The organism is Sphingobacterium puteale (assembly GCF_050986225.1).
GTDB lineage: Bacteria > Bacteroidota > Bacteroidia > Sphingobacteriales > Sphingobacteriaceae > Sphingobacterium > Sphingobacterium puteale.
Window position 1 is genome coordinate 1,614,349 of record NZ_CP158959.1, and the last position, 17,537, is coordinate 1,631,885.

Annotated in this window: 18 protein-coding genes; 9 read left to right on the top strand and 9 right to left on the bottom strand. The window is 38.8% G+C overall.

What is annotated here, in order from left to right:
- Positions 1-14: 14 nt before the first annotated feature.
- From ABTV71_RS06705 to ABTV71_RS06715, 3 genes are read left to right on the top strand one after another with little or no spacing between them, the layout of a single operon-like run.
- On the top strand, positions 15-470 hold the full coding sequence (locus ABTV71_RS06705; protein WP_433902600.1) for a beta-carotene hydroxylase: 456 nt from the start codon (positions 15-17) through the stop codon (positions 468-470).
- A complete protein-coding gene (locus ABTV71_RS06710) occupies positions 470-1,171 on the top strand; it encodes a lycopene cyclase domain-containing protein (RefSeq protein ID WP_433902601.1) in 702 nt (233 codons plus the stop codon). The genes ABTV71_RS06705 and ABTV71_RS06710 overlap by 1 nt, the downstream gene beginning before the upstream one ends.
- Positions 1,155-1,718 (top strand): lipocalin family protein, encoded by a 564-nt coding sequence (locus tag ABTV71_RS06715; RefSeq protein ID WP_433902602.1) that lies wholly within the window; start codon positions 1,155-1,157, stop codon positions 1,716-1,718. The genes ABTV71_RS06710 and ABTV71_RS06715 overlap by 17 nt, the downstream gene beginning before the upstream one ends.
- 174 nt (positions 1,719-1,892) lie before the next feature.
- Here ABTV71_RS06715 and ABTV71_RS06720 read toward each other — a convergent pair whose 3' ends face one another.
- From ABTV71_RS06720 to ABTV71_RS06740, 5 genes are all read right to left on the bottom strand, one after another.
- The gene (locus tag ABTV71_RS06720) at positions 1,893-2,942 is read right to left on the bottom strand and encodes a DKNYY domain-containing protein (RefSeq protein ID WP_433902603.1); all 1,050 of its coding nucleotides are present in this window, start codon (positions 2,940-2,942) and stop codon (positions 1,893-1,895) included.
- A 318-nt stretch (positions 2,943-3,260) separates the two neighbouring features.
- Entirely contained in the window at positions 3,261-4,118 is an 858-nt protein-coding gene (locus ABTV71_RS06725) for an alpha/beta hydrolase family protein (RefSeq protein WP_220700191.1), read from the bottom strand.
- 291 nt (positions 4,119-4,409) lie between these two features.
- Positions 4,410-4,733, bottom strand: a complete 324-nt coding sequence (locus ABTV71_RS06730; protein WP_183078864.1) for a 2Fe-2S iron-sulfur cluster-binding protein — start codon at positions 4,731-4,733, stop codon at positions 4,410-4,412.
- 91 nt (positions 4,734-4,824) lie between these two features.
- Positions 4,825-5,721 (bottom strand): dihydrodipicolinate synthase family protein, encoded by an 897-nt coding sequence (locus tag ABTV71_RS06735; protein ID WP_121127310.1) that lies wholly within the window; start codon positions 5,719-5,721, stop codon positions 4,825-4,827.
- 21 nt (positions 5,722-5,742) lie between these two features.
- Entirely contained in the window at positions 5,743-6,243 is a 501-nt protein-coding gene (locus tag ABTV71_RS06740; protein WP_121127330.1) for a cupin domain-containing protein, read from the bottom strand.
- Between the two features lie 99 nt (positions 6,244-6,342).
- On the opposite strand from ABTV71_RS06740, the gene ABTV71_RS06745 reads away from it, so the two are divergent.
- A complete protein-coding gene (locus ABTV71_RS06745; protein ID WP_433902604.1) occupies positions 6,343-7,764 on the top strand; it encodes a PLP-dependent aminotransferase family protein in 1,422 nt (473 codons plus the stop codon).
- A gap of 149 nt (positions 7,765-7,913) precedes the next feature.
- Positions 7,914-8,906 carry a phosphotransferase enzyme family protein gene (locus ABTV71_RS06750; protein ID WP_433902605.1) on the top strand — a complete coding sequence of 331 codons (993 nt, stop codon included), beginning with the start codon at positions 7,914-7,916 and terminating at the stop codon, positions 8,904-8,906.
- A gap of 302 nt (positions 8,907-9,208) precedes the next feature.
- Here ABTV71_RS06750 and ABTV71_RS06755 read toward each other — a convergent pair whose 3' ends face one another.
- A complete protein-coding gene (locus ABTV71_RS06755; protein WP_433902606.1) occupies positions 9,209-10,615 on the bottom strand; it encodes a hypothetical protein in 1,407 nt (468 codons plus the stop codon).
- Positions 10,616-10,741: 126 nt separating this feature from the next.
- On the opposite strand from ABTV71_RS06755, the gene ABTV71_RS06760 reads away from it, so the two are divergent.
- Positions 10,742-12,040 (top strand): hypothetical protein, encoded by a 1,299-nt coding sequence (locus tag ABTV71_RS06760; protein WP_433902607.1) that lies wholly within the window; start codon positions 10,742-10,744, stop codon positions 12,038-12,040.
- A gap of 187 nt (positions 12,041-12,227) precedes the next feature.
- Here the strand turns inward: ABTV71_RS06760 and ABTV71_RS06765 are convergent, their stop codons facing one another.
- Entirely contained in the window at positions 12,228-12,476 is a 249-nt protein-coding gene (locus ABTV71_RS06765) for a hypothetical protein (RefSeq protein WP_433902608.1), read from the bottom strand.
- 1,186 nt (positions 12,477-13,662) lie between these two features.
- Here ABTV71_RS06765 and ABTV71_RS06770 point away from each other — a divergent pair.
- Entirely contained in the window at positions 13,663-14,016 is a 354-nt protein-coding gene (locus ABTV71_RS06770; RefSeq protein WP_433902609.1) for a hypothetical protein, read from the top strand.
- 657 nt (positions 14,017-14,673) lie between these two features.
- Here the strand turns inward: ABTV71_RS06770 and ABTV71_RS06775 are convergent.
- Both ABTV71_RS06775 and ABTV71_RS06780 read right to left on the bottom strand, forming a co-directional pair.
- Positions 14,674-15,141, bottom strand: coding sequence for a hypothetical protein (locus tag ABTV71_RS06775; RefSeq protein ID WP_433902610.1), 468 nt, complete (start codon positions 15,139-15,141; stop codon positions 14,674-14,676).
- Positions 15,141-15,581, bottom strand: coding sequence for a diacylglycerol/lipid kinase family protein (locus ABTV71_RS06780; protein WP_433902611.1), 441 nt, complete (start codon positions 15,579-15,581; stop codon positions 15,141-15,143). Before ABTV71_RS06780 ends, ABTV71_RS06775 begins: the two co-directional genes overlap by 1 nt.
- Positions 15,582-15,633: 52 nt before the next feature.
- Here ABTV71_RS06780 and surE point away from each other — a divergent pair, with 52 nt between their 5' ends.
- Positions 15,634-16,368, top strand: a complete 735-nt coding sequence (surE, locus tag ABTV71_RS06785) for a 5'/3'-nucleotidase SurE (RefSeq protein WP_433902612.1) — start codon at positions 15,634-15,636, stop codon at positions 16,366-16,368.
- 19 nt (positions 16,369-16,387) lie between these two features.
- On the top strand, positions 16,388-17,506 hold the full coding sequence (locus ABTV71_RS06790) for an aldo/keto reductase (protein WP_433902613.1): 1,119 nt from the start codon (positions 16,388-16,390) through the stop codon (positions 17,504-17,506).
- The last annotated feature ends 31 nt before the right edge of the window (positions 17,507-17,537 follow it).

Sequence of the window (17,537 nt, forward strand, 5' to 3'; positions counted from 1 at the left end):
AAATAACGAGTGTCATGAATATTTTAATCGTAATAATCATTTTTATCTCTATGGAAGGAGCTACTTGGTTGATTCATAAATATATTATGCATGGCTTTCTTTGGATACTGCACCGAGATCACCATGATCATAGCACCAAAGGATTTTTAGAGAAGAATGATTATTTCTTTGTGATATTCGCACTTCCCACAATTGCGTTAATGTATTATGGTTCATTAGAGAATTATAATTATCTATTTTACATCGGATTGGGGATTATGTTATATGGCATGGCTTATTTCTTTGTGCATGATATTTTTATACATCAACGCATCAGATTTTTGAACAAAACAAAAAATAGGTATTTCCTAGCGCTTAGACGCGCGCATAAACAGCACCACAAGCACCTTGGAAAGGAAGAAGGCGAATGTTTTGGTTTTTTATATGTGCCAGTCAAATATTTTAAAATGTATAGTGAAAAAGAAAAGTAATGATGCAATATACCTACTCCCTGATCCTATTTTTTACAGTATTTATCTGCTTTATAGCTTCATTTGATAAGCGAATCCGATTTGATCGAGCGTTTGCCCCTTTTTTAAAAGCATCAATAATTGTGGGGATATTTTTTATTGCTTGGGACGTGTGGTTTACCCATCGTGGTGTTTGGTGGTTCGATACTCGGTATACGGTGGGATTAATTATTGCGGGATTACCATTGGAGGAATGGTTGTTTTTTATCTTTATTCCTTTTTCCTGCATATTTACTTATTTCTGTATCGATAAATTTTTCGAGTTGAAAGTTCTCAGTGCGTTCAACAATATTGTGGTTTTTGTAAGCATTATCGTTTGTGCCGTTGTTGCACTTCGGTACAGCGATCGCATATATACGTTAGTCACCGCCTTGGTTACCATATTGACGTTGTTGGTTTTCCATTTTTTCCTTCGAGTACAATGGATTAGTCAGGCCTCATTAGTCTTTACAGTTCTTATGCTGGGATTTTTACCCGTTAATGGCATTCTCACTGGAACTGGATTGGAATCGCCTATCGTTAATTATAATCCAGCCGATTTTATAGGCTTTCGGGTATTTACCATACCCATTGAGGATGCCGTATATGGATACACGCAGTTTTTACTGGTTCTTTATTTCTTTAAAAAATTTCAAAACAACGCTCATGTTCAAAATGCATAAATGGTGGATAACCATTATAATGATTGGTTTTACCTTGGTGATTATGGTCGCATGTTCTTCTATTCCTCCCAATACTCATCCCGTTAAGAAATTTGATCTGAATCGTTATCTTGGCGCATGGTATGAGATCGCACGATTGGACTCACGTTTTGAAAAAGATCTCAATAATGTTTCTGCCCAATATAGTTTAAATACCGATCGTAATGTTGTGGTATTGAATAGTGGATATAATACGGTCAAGAAAGAGTGGGTAAAAGCGGATGGACTGGCGAAATTCAGAGGCAATCAAAGCGAAGCAGCTCTGAAAGTTAGTTTTTTTGGTCCTTTCTACGCAGGTTATAATGTCGTTGCTTTAGACACGAACTATCGCTATGCTTTAGTTGCGGGAAAGGATTTAAATTACCTATGGATATTATCAAGAGACAAAACCATTCCTGAAGATGTAAAAACAAATTACCTGAAAATTGCGCACGAGATTGGCTACAATACCTCGAAACTGATCTGGGTGAAACATGATCGGAAAGACAATCCGTTTCTTCCTCAATAGGAGCGATGGGGGCGCAAATATTTATTCCACCTATTACACCAAATCTACACTTGTGAATAGGGATAATTCATCTGAATAGGGATAATTCATCCGAAATGTTACTCAGGAATTAATAAGAATCTGTCAAAACATAAATTTTCAAAAAAATATAGGAAGAAACAAATCCGTTTAAGCTTATACTTTATTTCCTGTTAATGCACTGAATTTATTTCCGTGTTTGTCTTTATAAAAATCTCCATCTTTTTTAAAGCTTGAAGCATCTACGTCTTTGAGTAGCTGTTTTTGATAGTAGACATTTCTTGTATCTTTTCCAAAATCACTGCCAATGAGGATAAATGTCTTCACGTCAGCGCCAGGAACTACCTCCTGATTATAGTATACATTGTTCTTGTCCTTTGAATATGGGTTACCTGTATAGAAATCAGTTTTTTCATCAGCAGTAAATAGCTGAAAGGAGGGAACATCGACGTGATCATATTTAAAATTTTTGCCCCGGACTAATACGGTTTTATTGTTTACGCAAATCACATCTAGATCAAGTACCCGAATTGTCTGTATGCTATTAAATGATTTTGTTACACTAGCCGAATCCTGTTGAAAAGGAGGATAATAAATTGTGTTCCCGATTCTCATGTAATACTTGTTGATGGCTTCGACATTTCCCGGATTAGCTACAACCGACTTAAAGTTTCCGATATTTGGAGAAATATAAACGGAATCTTTATCCTTTAGAAAGTAGTCATTGACGAAGCTAAAAGTTTGTCGATCAGCATGTATCATGTCATCCGCGTAGAAATAATGATCTTTGTCCCGAGCCCAATTCGTGTGATTTTTTATGAGTTCATATGTCTTTGGGTCCGCTCCAGTTATGATATTGAAGCCCAAGACCTGATCAATATAATAGACGTGAAAGCGATCTTTAGGAATCTGATTGTCGACATAGAAGGAAGCCTTGTCTACCAGCTTTTGGGGCATTCCACGAAAGTATACCGCGTTTTTGTCCTTTGCAATATCCTCTGCCAATACCTCAAAAGATTCCACATCGGCCTGCATTTGCGATACACCCAGACTAAACCAATTCCCATTCTGACAATAAACAATTTGTCCTTTTGAATCTATAAAATAAGAGCTCGATTTTTGTTTATTGACCAGTTTACCAATATCCCGGCAAGAGATAAAAAAACTGAGTAAAACACAAGCCAGAAAAAAAGTATATTTTTTCATTTTTATACCAGGGCGAAGTTGTAAAATATCCTTTGTAGCGCGCATATATAAATTTACGCTGTCAAAGTTAAAAAAGGGAATTTTCTTGTAAAATAGTAAATCGTCTTATCCCCACATTTTGCATCTTTACATTTGCTGTTGACTTTTTTCAGGAAAGAAGAGATGGACATTCGAGCTCGGTTGTACGGATACCCAGTTCAAGGAATGTAGGCAATGACAAACTTACTTATGCAGAATATAATATTTTTAATGGCCTGTATGTCCATTTTTTGATAATATATCTTTCGGCTGGCGATTTAGGAACCGTTATCTCCGTCATCAACGATTTTTAAATTTTTGGCTTAGATTTTTTACCCAGTTTATGGCTATTTTGATCGGAGCTGAAGACTCTGAAGGCGTTAGAAAGTGTCCCATTTCAGGAAATAGACAATATTCAAACGGTTTTCCTTCAATTTTAAGTAAATTAAGATGATCAATAGATAAGCCGACAGGAACTTGCACATCTTGTCCGCCAAAAAGCCAGAGTCCCCGTGCCGTTGTTTTGCTAAGAACCAGCTGAGGGTCCGTTGTAATAAATTTATATTTATCTGGGGCATTTAAAATATGCGTCCTTACTTCTTTCTCGGTATGATTCGTCCAGAAATCTACCTTTCCTTCAGTGAAAAACTGAAAACGGAGCTGTTCTCTGGTTGGAACCACTGCCCCACTAAATATGACCATAAAATCCACTTCTTTTGACTTATTTGAAGCCAAAGGAATAATCCATCCAGCCTGACTGAACCCTAAGAGACCAGTATGGGTTAATTTATGTCCGAAATAATTTTTGAGCGCTAAAATTGCTTCCTTAGCATCCTCAGCCAGGAGATCGAGATTTGCTGAGTCAATATTATTTGTGCCTACTTCCGGACCCGCATATTTCCCCCCGGATTTACCAACACCCCGCTTATCATAAGTTAATACAGATATTCCATTTTTTGCCAGCAAAGTTGCAAATGCATTCAATCTGAGCTCCTGTCCGGATCCATGCACTATTACAATTCCGATTTTTGAATTTGGAGCGCTAAAGATTGTCCCTGCCAACTCTACCCCTTTACTTTTAAATTTTATATCTTTTGTTGCACATTCCGTAGTTTGAGCTATTATATTGGTCGTGAATACTAAAAAAAGTAATGACAAAATTGCTTTTATATGTAATCTTTCTTTAACCCTTTGATATGCGGGCTTATTGCAAGAATATGCTATACTTAAATGTTTTTTCATCAGATTCAATTTTCAAAGTTAGGGCGCTTAAATGCTGTTGCGGTAATTTTATTTTCAGCATCTAACTTAAATAATTTTTGGAACTCATCCTGATGTTATTTAGGTGAAGTGCTTGTTTTTATCGGTGAAAGTGCTAACGGATCGGTAAAAAAATAACATACTTTTTCTTTTCTTAAAAAGAGCAAGCATATTTTTCTGTTTGGTAAATTAGTACAATTCATCATAGTTTATCTTTATGCTTTTACTTATCGGAGCAGAAACACAGGCTAAGATTAAACCTTGTCGGAGGTGAACCTCTGACAGTACAAAATTCCTTCTTAACCGTACCTCTCCTTCCTCTAATTTGCATACACAAGTGCCGCAGTTGCCCCTGCAGCAGGAGTACGGAACGTCAACTCCAGCATTGAGCATAGCATCGAGCAGAGGTATCTGTTTGTTCCATTGGATATTTTTTGTATTGCCGTTCAATGTCAATGTTACATGTACATAATCCGATTTCTCAGCTTCGGTGGGAGGTGTTTTTTCTTTCATGTTCATATGTTTTTGGATTTATTTAAATTATTGCTGAAACATTTATGCTTAAAGCCCGAAGCTTATATTGCTTTGGGCTTTGATATTGTGTCTAAACGGCCAATTCACTTTGTATTGCAGAAAGTATTCTGTCCAGTTCCGCTATTTCGTTTTCACCAAGTGGTTTTAGTGGGCTTTTAAAGCCACCTCCACCTACTTTTAGTATGTCCAAACCGGCCTTTATAGAACGCGGAAGACCTTTTGCTACGATGAATTTCAGCAAATCGACCTGTTTGTAAAATATTCTTTGTGCCTTCTCGAGATCATTTTCCTGTACGGCATCGTAAAGTGCAATATTAAGTTCGGGTATCAGGTTCGGAGCGGCTGTACACCAGCCTCTGGCACCAGCCGAAAATGCGGATAGGGCGAGCGGATTGGAACCATTAAAAAACGCGACGCCTTCGCCTAGCTCTTTTCTCAAATAATGCATACGTTGAATATCGCCCGTGCTTTCCTTTATCATCGTTACATTCGGAATTTCCAATAAGCGTTTCAGCAAGGCGGGCGACATATCGACACCAGCGGTAGCAGGATTATTATAAGCCATGATTGGAATCGAAATTTTGGAAGCCACCGTGTCGTAATGTTTTACAATTTCGTCATCGGTCAATTTCCAATAGCTCATCGGGATAATCATTACCGCTGTTGCGCCTGCTTTTTCGGCAAATTGTGCGTGGTAAACAGTTCTTTCCGTGGTCAGGTTTGAAACACCCACCAATGTGGGTACCCTGCCGTCCACCTGCTGCATGGTGGCTTCAGCCAATGCTTCTTTTTCTGTGTCGTTAAGATAAGGCATTACCCCCGTACTTCCCAATGGTGCAATACCATGAGAGCCTGATGTGACTAGGCGCTCTAACTGTTTTTTGAATAACGGAATGTCGATGTTTTCGTTGTTGTCAAATGGTGTAACCGGATAAGCGATTACACCTTTAAAAGGGACTTGATTCATAGATACTGTTGCTTTTAAATATTAAAAATCTCTACCTTCTTCTTCACGCAATGCGACCCCCAGGTTTTGCAGTTGTGGGGCATTTTCACAAGCGATGTATTTCGCAGGTTCGTTCTCACTGCGGTTCTGGTGCTGGTGCCAAGCCCAAGAAGGGATATAAACGGCGTCACCTGCTTCCCATTCCACAATTTCATCTTCTACCCTGGTCCAGCCTTTGCCTTCAATGACATACAATACAGTTTCATAGGTATGGCGGTGAAGGTGAGTCTTCTGCCCCGGCAACAGACCGCCGATGGTTAAACTGACATTTTTACTGGGTAAATCCACGAAGAAGACAGGATGCTTTCTTTCTTCTGAAAATTGATTATGTACACCTGAATTTTCAACGTTTTTGTGGATAAGGTGCGCGGGTTTTATGTACATTGGTCTTGCAAATGTTTGATGGAAGTCTTTAGAGCTGAATTGTTTTTGCTCTGCATGAATTGATTTTTTAACTTCTGTAGGTGATTCCAATTTTGACATAACTGATTTTTTTATTGTTTTTTGCACTATTGCATTACAAAAGTATGGTATCTTTGGACTATTAAAATAATACAGTTTTTATAAAAACAAATAGTCCAGATGTTAAGGGATTGGAATTTTGAAATACAGTTAGATGAACAATCAGATAAAGCTATTTATCTGCAAATAGCGGATGCTATAATAAAAGATATCCATTCGGGTAGATTAAAGCCGGGCGACGCGCTACCCGGCAGCAGAAACCTTGCGCAATTGCTGAAAATAAATCGAAATACGGTTGTGGAGGCCCTTAATGTGCTGCTTATTGAGGGCTGGCTGATTTCCAAAGAAAGGCAAGGTACTTTTGTCGCAGACACATTACCTGATTTCAACGATATCCAAGAAAGCAACCTTATCACTTCTATAGCAGAAAGTACTTTAGATAGGTACTGTCACTTACAGTTTGATGACGGATATCCTGACAGTAAAATTGCACCCATTACAGAACTTGCAAGGGCATACCGCCAAATATTCAGCCAAAAAGCGAGGTGGCAGATGATGGGTTATGGCAATGAGCTGGGCGATCTGGAATTTAGGAGAACTATCGTTCAAATGCTCAACCATCAACGAGGGATGCAGGTCGATGAGCAAAGTATTTGTATCACTCGTGGGAGCCAAATGGCCATGTACCTGACAGCACAACAGTTATTTACTGATGGTGATCATGTGATCATTGAAAACCCTGGGTATGCACCAGCATGGAGAGCCTTTGAAAGTGCAGGGGCTACACTATTGCCTGCAGCTGTGGATAAGGATGGTTTGCTGATTGAGGATGTTATTTCTTATTTGCAATCTGGAAAAAAGATTAAGGCAATTTATGTTACACCACATCGCCAATACCCGACTACCGTAACGATGAGCCTGAAAAGAAGATTGGAATTAATACGGCTTTCTAATGAATATGGTTTTACCATTATGGAAGACGACTATGATAATGAGTTTCATTTTGGATATCGTCCTGTCTTACCTTTATCAAGTTTTACTGAACTGAAAAATTACGTTTACATTGGCACTATGAGCAAGGTTGTCGCACCGGCTTTACGTGTTGGTTATTTGGCGAGCAACGACCGAATACTGCTTAAGAAAGTAGGGGATCTACGGAAGATTATTGATGTGCAGGGGGATAATATTATGGAACAGGCTGTTTTGCAACTTATCAAAGAAGGTACAATTAAGCGGCATATAAAAAAGGCAACAAATTACTATAGAGCCAAGAGGGATTTTACGGCAAACGTGTTAAACAAATATATCAAAGATAAAGCAAGATATACTCTTCCCGATGGTGGTTTAGCTTTTTGGCTCGTACCCAATAAGCCCGTGGATTGGTTTCATATTTCCAAAAGGTTGCAAGATAAGGGGATCAAAATCATCAATCCCGATGTTTATAGTTTTGATGAAACCGTTAATGGTTTAAGATTTGGCTATGGATCGCTTTCTGAAAAAGATCTGGAGGAAGGTATTATCGCTTTGGCAGAAATGATTTGATAACAAGTATTCTATGTTGAGCTATATCAAAGACTTTAAGAATGGACTAGCTTCTGAAGTGTAGAATATGGGGGCAGTCGTTTAAAAACATTTGTTTTCATAGTGGATGTGAATTTGTGATTAGCCAAATATTCAGATATCTTTATAAAATGAAATCTGTTTTTCCTGCTACTTATTCTACACTTTGTCCAGTTGCATTGTCTGCGCTGATATCGGTGAGATATAAACTGGAAAATGTGCGGTGTAAGTTTTTGGTTCGTGGTGTTGGCGATACGTACGTGGTAGAAGCATCTGGAACTCAGTTTATACTACGAGTCTATCGTTCCACACATCGGAGTTTACTACATATAATAGGAGAGATCAAATTATTGCAAGCTCTAAAGGAGGCCAAGGTCTCCATATCCTATCCGATTACAGATAGTTTGGGAGAAGCGATACAGAAACTTGAAGCCGTAGAAGGAGAGCGGTATGCTGTACTTTTCAGTTTTGCACATGGTCGGGTCATTCGATCATTGAATGAAAATCAACTTCGCGTTTTGGGAAATGAAATGGCGCGTTTTCACAATATCTCATCTACGATTAAGTTAGAAGAAGAAAGGTGGAATTTCGATCTTGATACAACAGTCTTTAAACCGTTAGCACAATTAAGATCCGCCTTTAAAGAAAATGTCGAAGAATATACGTGGCTGTGTGAAATGGCCTACCATGTTGAAAAAAAAATGTCACAAGTTAATACATCAGAATTTTCGAAAGGCTACTGTCATTTTGATTTTCTCCCCAAAAATTTTCATTTCGACAATGATACGGTGACTTTCTTTGATTTTGATTTCATGGGATATGGTTGGCTGGTCAATGATATAATGTCCTTTTGGCAGCATCTCATGTTAGATGTATATACCGGAAGAACTACACAGCAGGCTGCTGATGACTCCTACCGCATTTTTTTGGAAGGATATCGTTTAAATCGTGCTATAAGAGAGCAGGAATTAGCGGTAATACCCTATCTTTCATTGGGATTTTGGCTTTTCTACATGGGATTTCATACCACTCATGATCAATTTTCCGTATTTAGCCAGCCTCCACATTTAAATTTCTATATCGGATTTTTGAAGCATATCACAGAGAAGTATTACTCCGAGTAATGAGTTTTCTTAAGGTCATTTTACGATCTCATAAATTTTATCATCTCAAAATAAAAGGCTACTATTTCCTAGAAAATATCCTAATCCAGTGTTCTTAGTACTTTTGAATTCTGTAATAAAAATACAGATTGAAAATAATATGCCGTATGTGCTTGTCGCTGGGTATAATATGTTCACAAGACATCCGTGACTTCACCGTTATCAGATCTCGGGAATCTGAGTGCGGTAAAGTCTGGGCGTCAAGTTTAAATAATGTAATGCAATAGCTGTTTTGACAATGTAAAAGATAGTAAAAATAGATTTTATTGTTCCTTTACAAACTTCATTTCAAAACCGTTTTCTCGCCTTATCACCTGTTTCAAATGTGGATTAAATTGCCATTCTATTCCAAGACCCATTTTGAAAAGATCGTTCCCGACATAATCTAGGTGGGTGGTATCTTGATCAGAAGTCTGTAAAATTAATTTCCCATCTTGTTGAATGAAGTTCAGTTTAACTGTCGGGGATATTTCAGCTGTGTACACCCCTAAATACCGTTCAATATTTTCGATGGCTTGTTTTTTCTTCTCGTAAGGTTCTATTGTTGCAATTCCCTCTAGGTTTTCCAACCTCGCAATTATTCCCCAGCCATAAAAGTCATTGGATACACCTATTAATAGTTGATTTTCGCCTTTCTTGAGCTTTAATTTAGTGCTTCCGTTTTGTAAAGATATCCTCCCGTCCGGATACTTTTTCATATTCTGTCTAAAAATATTTTTGTCTGTATAGGTGATCTGATCATTTAGATAAAGCCATATTTCATCTGAGAATCCCAGTTGAAGATTAGTCTGAGTAGCTTCTTTTGCATTGATTGTAGCTTTTAGCCAGACTATCCTACGTTTTTCGCTGCCACCAAAGCGTCGTGTTAAGTTGACGAGCCCATATCTTTCGGCTGCTATTTTTTCTACAAAAGAGTCATCTTTCGGTAGGTCGCTGACAGTGGTTGGCTCCCTTCCTTCGGCTAAAAGTGCGGGTTGAGCTACCGACCAGTTCCTGATATAATTTGCTTCGTGTCTGCTCAGGTCTGCGCCTTCAGTTTGCGCTAGATTTTCGGTCTGACCGGGTTTTATCTCGATATTGCTAATATATGAGTCACCATCGAAGGCGATACTTCCTGAGCGTTCACGCCCTTCCAATTTAGGGATTGTCAGCCTAAGGCTATTATTGACAAAGACCTGCATTTGCATACCGGAAATGACCAGCTTAATATGATTCCATTCGTCTGTTTTGGCGTGTGCAGCAGTCTGATATTGCGGATACATGTCCCACATATTTATACCGTCTAAAATTGGGCAATACTGAATGCCTTCATTGGCGAACGGATCAGTCATTTTGGGAACACGCAGATAGACGATTTCCTGCTCTTTCTCATTTTTTCGATGGAAATAGATTGCACTCGCAAATTCTGTTTTTGCCGGAATTACATCATATTCGATGATGCCATCTGTGAAGATCAGATCTTTAATGACTATCGGTCCCGATGCCGGTGAAATTTTCATCGCATTACGTCCTTTGAACTTTAAGAAATCAACTTTTCCGGACTGAAATTCCCATTTTTCCGCGATTAGTGCAATGTTTTGTGTTCCGGGTATTTTACTTTTCTTTTCTTGGGCATAACTTTCGAACAATATCGCCAAAAGTGCAGCTACTATCAAAATTATTTTTTTCATGTTAATAAAGTTTTTTGATAAATTTAGTGCTTAGACATCTTGTCCCTGAAGTCAACCTAGTATCAAGTTTGTTCAAGTTTGTTCAAGATGGTTTTTTGTTTTTAAGTCATTTGTATATAGTGAATTATGATAAATGTAGACCAGTCTGAATTATTTCATTACCTTAAAGAATCAATTCAAAATCAACTTGAATGGGGCGAAACTTCGACATGGAGTACCGTTGATTTTGAAAAGCTTTCGGGTAAAGTTCAGGAGAGAACGGGAGTAATGCTTAGCATCTCTACCCTAAAAAGGATTTTTGGAAGGGTCGACTATCAAAGCGCGCCATCGCTGACGACCCTGAATACCTTGTCACAGTTTATCGGTTATGAAGACTGGCGGGCATTTCGCAATACATATTCTCAAAAGCGGCCAACAAAAATGGATGTCCCGAAGGAAGCTGTTTCTGAAAGTTTTGAGACTGCCCGAAAAAAAACTGGACATTTGTTTTTTAAGATTATTTTCCCTGTTCTAGGGCTGGTCCTGATGGGGTTTTTGACCCAAAAATTTGTCCTTAGTAGACATTCATTTCCTACTAGCGCTTTCCATTTCTCGTCGAAGACTATATTGACGCAAGGCTTACCCAATTCAGTCGTATTTGATTACAGTGCTTCAGAAGCGAATACGAAAGATACGATTTTCATTGCGCAAAGCTGGGATACCCGCCGTAAGGTCGCTGTAGATAAAAATGGTAAACATCACTCTTCTATATATTATTACCCCGGTTACTTTCGGGCCAAATTGATGGTCGGAAATAAAGTTGTCCGTGAACATGATATACAGATTAAAACTGATGGCTGGTTGGGGCTGATAGAGGCGGATTGGGGAAAAGAACCCCTGTATTTTAGAAAAGCTGATATTATAAAGCCGAATGAAATTGCGGTTGGCAAAGAGCTTTTAGAAAAATATAAAATTGACCTTTTGGCAGATGCTCCACCGGTCCGGCTTTACAACCAAAAGGATATAACCGGCGTAATGACGAATAATTTTAGTTTTGAAACGGAGTTAAAGACAAGAACGGCCAATGGGGTAAATAGTTGCCAGCGCGTGGAAGTGCTTTTGCAATCAAAAAATGATATCATTATCGTGCCACTTGTAAACCCCGCATGTATCGGTGATATCGCTCTTATTGCCGATGGTTTTTACACGGATAGTAAGCAGGATGATCTCAGTGGATTCGGCTGTGATCTCTCCAAATGGACGAAGCTGAAAATAGACTGTAAAAACCAGCAAATTAGATTTTGGATCAATGACAAACAGGCCTACATGGCCATGATCAAAAATGCGCCTACTGAAATTGTCGGTGTACAGTACCGTTTCAAAGGACCTGGTTTTGTCAGAAATACCCGTTTATGGGGATCGGGCAATAAAGAAATTGTTTTTTGATCTACATATATCACTTCCGGAGCAACAGCATCTTCTGACCTTATACAAAGATTATAGAATTCTAATTTTTATGATTTATAAGATCATCATCAACCGATTGGATATTTCGATATCCCGTATTTTGCCTTATAAGGTTTTAAATACAATAAACAAGATGTTCATTATCTTGGATCAATTATTTCTAAGCTTAATTCGTCAACTGTAATTTTCCGATAAAAGGCCGTTTGTCGATTGTATTAATAGCTTCTCGGATGGAATAACATAACTGGTAATTCTCGTTGAGCATTTTTTTGTTTGATTCGATTTTTTCATTGGCAATCTTGTCAAAGATCCATGTGGGATATAGCGGATCTGAATTGAACTTTGTAATTAATACAGTATACCCATCATTTTGAGCATCCTTTAACCTCTCTTTAGTTATATCTACCATTTTCATAGTGAGATAATATACGAAAAAAAATTAAGTGATTTTTGCGTAAAATGTGATATTTCCCCAACAAATGATTATCCCTTGGTCTTTCTAGGCTATTCCAGCCTTAATTTTCTAGTAGGTCATGGCTAGGGCGTTTGTTACAATTTATCCGCACTTTTAGCTTTTTACGGTAAATTTAATCGTAAAATACATTTGTTATAAGAGCCATACGCAATGAATATCAGGAAATCAAATGGCTTAAGCGGCCATATTCTCAGTTGGAGGTTTCCTGCTTGGTGTTGTTGTATACCTTCGAGAATAGAAACTCAGATGGTGTCCACAAGATAAAGCAATAAAGCTGTATTTCGAGCCTATCGCGAAGGCAGGGATACCATATTAGACGGAATCTTAGAATACAAAAGCTTTTTCCTATTTTGATCGAGACAGCATAAATGGATCGGCACCACCTTCCGCAATAGAGATTACAGGAACTGCTTGATTTTTATCTGTGTATCGATTGAAAAGATATCCGACGGCCAGGTCTCTATGATCCTGCTAATCCATAGGAAAAGCGTGATCCCAGGTTGAAGAAGAAATTTATGTTGCCTGGGGTTCCTGCTTTGTGTTCAAATGGAGGGCTAATGTGCTTCTTCATGTACGCTTTATGCTGTATTATCCAGATAAGATTTTAATGTTGTATCATACTATATTTACTTGATGTAATCGCCCCCGCCGCGGGAAAAGACAGGCTACATCAACAGCACTTTCCATGCATCCATAACACGGCCAGATGCAAAACATATCGGTCGGGGGAGCAATGGCCGAGTGCAGATAACCTTGTATTTCTTTCGGTGTAGCTGATGACACATCAATTGTTTTTTATTTCATTCGAATTTTTATTAACGTGAGCTGGAAATGGAAAAGTACACAAAACCAAGCTAAGAGTATCGCATGCTTAGAAATGAAATTAAAGAAATTTTTATAAATAGCGTTTTTTAGGGAAAAGATTGCTTATAAACGTGTAAGAATCGTTTTTTATATAGTTAAAATACTATTCATGTCGCGAATTGAAAATGCGCAACGTTTAAATATCTACTAAACACATAAATAAATTATGAAAAGTTGTCTAACAATGTTAATTCTGTCTATTGTTATTTTCATTACCTCATGTAAAGAGAAATTGGTGGCTTGCCTCGATATATATCATCCCATGGTAAGTAACATAAATTATAAAGATTCGAACGGAAAGGAGCTTATCTTTGCTGATACTCCACTCTACCCGGCAGCTGACATCAAAATTTATAAGATAGATATTAATGACCGGGAGACCCCTTTATCATTTACAATAAATAAAGAATCAAAATTTATTTCGATCAATTTGGATAAAGTTGAGAATGGCACTTTCTATATTCAACTTAAGTCCGATGTGCAGGACAAAATTACCTATACAGCTAAAATTGATGCGAATGATCCCTGTAGGGATTATAAACTTCAAGAAATCAAACAGAATGATATCATTGGTCAATATGATCCAAAGAATCAAATTTGGATATTAAAGAAATAAATTAATGCGGAGTTCAATCCTACATACTTTTGCTCGGAAATCTCCAACTGATCCTATGTCTCGGCCATGCGTTCTTTGTTAGGATTTCCTTCAAATATAGAAAATGGCAAATAATTATTTTTTAGCCAATAATTACAGCTAACTTATAGAATCGTTTTTGTTAGCTGTACACTAAAATTATAGTATTTTTTTGCGTGTTTCCATTATGCAATTTAAAACTGTCCCTGTCTAATAATCTGGCAACTAATTGAGGCTGTTTTTGAAAAAAGTGTCTAGATTTTATTCATAAATTAAAGACTGAACGAATACCGGAGAGTAGCCGGAAATCGACACCTATTATACGACGAAAGATTTTCGCTTTGTTTTACCGTAAATGTCCGCGGTTAGACAAAATGAAGCATATTATTATCGTGCAGATCCCAAAGTGATGCGCTATGTCCTGGATACCATTCTTTTATTAGCTGCAATAGTTCATCATTCTTTAACCTACTCAGTCTTTGACCTTCTCTATCAATAGACTGGTCTTTTCGATTTTTTTTTGGACATAACGTAGGATAGCAATTCTCCAGTTAAAATACAGTTTATTTCTTGATTATTTGTTTTTCCTGATCTGCTACTGGCTTTCGATATGTCAAATCCCTATTTTAATTAAAAATATCAATTCCCGTCCACAATAACTTCGATTAAGCTATCGAGCAATGAAATTTTGAGTTGCTGTCCAGTATAAACTTTACACTCATCATCTATATGCAATTCTTTTCCGTGCCATTCCATAGTTAAGCGGCTTGCTCTGATAGGCTTTATATGAAATATCACATTCTTTTTATTCAATAACCCATCTATATAAGCAACTAGTTTCTGGCGCTGATCGGCAGTTACCACTATGATATCAAACTGACCATCTCCCGGGTCAGCATCTTCAGCGAGTACCAATCTGGGGCCTATGCTCGAAATGTTCATGACTTCAACCATAATACAGTCTTTTTCAATGCTACCAGTAGCAGTTACTAGTTTGAGCGCTTTGGCTGGAAATGTCAGCGCTAGTTTTCGAAGTTGCTCGAGCGCGATCCTAATCTCATCATCAGCGCTATTGTCTTGCCTATTTTTTTTATCCATTTTTTCCATCAGTATAGGGAATACACCAAAACCAATCGATTCGATAAAATGCAAAGGCTTCCTCTCAGGCCAGTCACCATCCCTACGTCGAAATTTTTAAGCTTGAAATATTTCCACAGGCTCATGGCCTGTTTACAGTCCAACGGAATACCAAGAGAAATGGCTATGTTGTTTGCCGTACCTTGGGGCAAGATGGCTATCGGTCTTTTAAATCGTAGTTTTTTTTCCAGTAGCGCCATAATAGTCATTTTTACGGTTCCATCCCCGCCGGCTAAGGCAATGAGATCGGTCTCCGGATCTATCTTTTTGACTGCATCTTTTTTTGCTACCACCGTGCAATGGTGTCCCAGGTCTTCAATCAGCTGACAAAGTTCGTCTTTGTCGTCATTGTCTTCATTCCCAGCAGCTGGATTGTGTACTAATCGCACTTTTTTGCTCTGTTCTTTCATATCAGCTGAACAAACCCCGCTTGAGATTGGTTTTCTTAGAAAAGACACAACTATGAACATACTTATCACCAATGACGACGGTATCTATTCGCCCGGTATAGCAGCGCTAGCAAAGACGGCTAGGCAGTTTGGTACTGTTAGGATTGTTGCGCCAGATGTCGAACGGTCGTCGATGGGACATGCTATTACGCATTCTCGTCTCCTAAGCTATCGGAGTGCCCCTATTACCTTTGAAGGAATTGATGCGTTTCGGGTGAATGGGACACCTGCAGACTGTGTTGAGCTGGGCTTACACATGTTTCCCGATACGCAGGTTGTTCTTTCGGGCATTAATATGGGACCCAACTTAGGTAATTCCATGTGGCATTCAGGTACCCTCGCGGCCGCAAAACAGGCCATGCTTCTAGGTATTACCGGTATAGCTCTCAGTACACCAGTCGGAAAAACGGAACCGGATTTTGAAAGACTATCTCAATGGACAAGCGATGTACTCAAGATTTTACTCAACGATAAAGGTTCTGCGCTATATAATGTGAATCTTCCTCCAAAACCAGAAGGAATTTTATGGACAAGGCAATCGGTACGGCTTTATGATGGGAATGTAGTACCTAGCCAGGATCCCATGGGAAGAAAAAACTATTGGATAACAGTAATACCGCTTGAGCCGGCGGAGGAAGGGACGGATCGCTGGGCGGTACAAAATAAATTGGTATCCATTACGCCTCTACGTTTGGATCTGACTGCACACGATGAACTTTCAGCTAGACTGACAATCGAGAGGAAATGAGACTTATAGGACCGAGTATATGAAAAGAAGTGAATTTTTAGCAGATACAGCCCTTGTGGGTACAGCTCTCGCATTGAGTGCAGCAATACCTGATATTTTATTAACAACGTTAAAAGAACATAGAATGGCAACACCTCAAAATTTAACAGAAAAGATGCGATTCCGTCCCGCTGATAAAGCTGGATTTGGTGGAGTCGCATTGGGTAATGGATTCCAACAGAACACAGATCTTGAATGTCTGCAAGCTGTGGAGGCGGCATGGAACTCAGGGATACGATTATTTGATACCTCTCCGTGGTATGGTCTAGGGATAAGCGAGCGTAGAATGGGTCTGTTTTTAAAAGACCAACCGCGTGACAGTTTTACACTTTCGACCAAAATAGGGCGCCTGATGGAACCAAAAGAAAACTTTACGATGAAACAAATATTATGGAAGGGAAAACTAAATTTTGGCTATACGTATGACTACAGTGCGGCCGGTGTCAGGAGAAGTGTGGAGGATAGCTTGCAGCGTTTGGGCTTATCGTCTATTGATATTGTTTTTATCCATGATCTTTCGCCAGATAATGGCGATATGAAAGATAGTTATGCGCGCTATTTCGAGGAAGCAGCAAAAGGGGCGATGCCAGAACTTACTAAAATGAGAGCGGAGGGGATTATCAAAGGCTGGGGGCTAGGTGTCAATACCATTGAGCCTATACTGCAGACATTGGACGTTGCAGACCCCGATATCTTTCTGTCTGCCTGCCAATATTCATTGATTAAACATGATAATCTCAGCAATGTATTTCCGAAAGTAGCTAAAAGAGATATATCCATAGTCGTAGGAGCACCTTTATGTGCTGGATTTCTGTCAGGCAAAGACCGTTATCTGTATGATGGTAAGTTTCCTGCTGGAGTTAAGGAAAAACTGAGTGCTCTACAGCGCGTAGCAGAAAATCATGCGGTGGACCTACGTACAGCGGCTTTGCAATTTGCTGCTGCGCCAGACGAAGTTTCAGGCGTTATACCCGGGGCACATACTGCCGAACAGGCCGTACAAAATGCATTGTCTTTCAAGGCCAAAATACCCGCAGGTTTTTGGGAAGAATTAAAACATGAAAAGCTGATCGCGGAAAATGCGCCAGTACCAAATTAAAAGAGGGATGGATTTAAATGGGGGCTTCGAG

Bases quoted from the DNA above. Each gene is read 5' to 3' on its own strand.
- ABTV71_RS06720 (WP_433902603.1), bottom strand. From the start codon at position 2,942: ATGAAAAAATATACTTTTTTTCTGGCTTGTGTTTTACTCAGTTTTTTT.
- ABTV71_RS06745 (WP_433902604.1), top strand. From the start codon at position 6,343: ATGTTAAGGGATTGGAATTTTGAAATACAGTTAGATGAACAATCAGAT.
- ABTV71_RS06730 (WP_183078864.1), bottom strand. From the start codon at position 4,733: ATGAAAGAAAAAACACCTCCCACCGAAGCTGAGAAATCGGATTATGTA.
- ABTV71_RS06715 (WP_433902602.1), top strand. From the start codon at position 1,155: ATGTTCAAAATGCATAAATGGTGGATAACCATTATAATGATTGGTTTT.
- ABTV71_RS06755 (WP_433902606.1), bottom strand. From the start codon at position 10,615: ATGAAAAAAATAATTTTGATAGTAGCTGCACTTTTGGCGATATTGTTC.
- ABTV71_RS06780 (WP_433902611.1), bottom strand. From the start codon at position 15,581: ATGAAAGAACAGAGCAAAAAAGTGCGATTAGTACACAATCCAGCTGCT.
- ABTV71_RS06740 (WP_121127330.1), bottom strand. From the start codon at position 6,243: ATGTCAAAATTGGAATCACCTACAGAAGTTAAAAAATCAATTCATGCA.
- ABTV71_RS06705 (WP_433902600.1), top strand. From the start codon at position 15: ATGAATATTTTAATCGTAATAATCATTTTTATCTCTATGGAAGGAGCT.
- ABTV71_RS06735 (WP_121127310.1), bottom strand. From the start codon at position 5,721: ATGAATCAAGTCCCTTTTAAAGGTGTAATCGCTTATCCGGTTACACCA.
- ABTV71_RS06790 (WP_433902613.1), top strand. From the start codon at position 16,388: ATGAAAAGAAGTGAATTTTTAGCAGATACAGCCCTTGTGGGTACAGCT.
- ABTV71_RS06760 (WP_433902607.1), top strand. From the start codon at position 10,742: ATGATAAATGTAGACCAGTCTGAATTATTTCATTACCTTAAAGAATCA.
- ABTV71_RS06750 (WP_433902605.1), top strand. From the start codon at position 7,914: ATGAAATCTGTTTTTCCTGCTACTTATTCTACACTTTGTCCAGTTGCA.
- ABTV71_RS06770 (WP_433902609.1), top strand. From the start codon at position 13,663: ATGGTAAGTAACATAAATTATAAAGATTCGAACGGAAAGGAGCTTATC.
- ABTV71_RS06775 (WP_433902610.1), bottom strand. From the start codon at position 15,141: ATGGAAAAAATGGATAAAAAAAATAGGCAAGACAATAGCGCTGATGAT.
- ABTV71_RS06710 (WP_433902601.1), top strand. From the start codon at position 470: ATGATGCAATATACCTACTCCCTGATCCTATTTTTTACAGTATTTATC.
- surE (WP_433902612.1), top strand. From the start codon at position 15,634: ATGAACATACTTATCACCAATGACGACGGTATCTATTCGCCCGGTATA.
- ABTV71_RS06765 (WP_433902608.1), bottom strand. From the start codon at position 12,476: ATGAAAATGGTAGATATAACTAAAGAGAGGTTAAAGGATGCTCAAAAT.